1 pseudogene is annotated in these 252 nt (G+C 74.2%); it reads right to left on the bottom strand.

Annotated elements, in window-relative coordinates:
* Window positions 1-252: pseudogene (locus ACSNOK_RS35330) on the bottom strand (glycoside hydrolase family 15 protein); the annotation flags it as partial.

The following is a 252-nucleotide window of genomic DNA, read 5'->3' as shown; positions in this document are numbered from 1 at the left end:
GTACTCGCCGGAGTAGGTGCAGTGGCCGGCCCACTCCCGCCACCACCGCTCGGTGGCGGCCACGGTCCGGACCAGCCCGGCGGTGTCCGGCCGCTCCGGCTCCCCGTGGCGCAGCCCTCTCCAGGCCAGCCGGAAGCCCACCTTCTCGCCCTCGTCGACGGAGAAGTCCGCGGTGCAGTCGCCACCCTCCACGGTGAAGTCCGCACCGGAGTCGAGGACGACCACGTCCGGCCCCGCGTAGGCGCGCAGTCT

Source organism: Streptomyces sp. URMC 126, assembly GCF_051386555.1.
In the GTDB taxonomy this organism is placed as follows: Bacteria; Actinomycetota; Actinomycetes; order Streptomycetales; family Streptomycetaceae; genus Streptomyces.
Note: the sequence above shows the minus strand (reverse complement) of the source record. Positions and strands in the feature narration are given on the sequence as shown.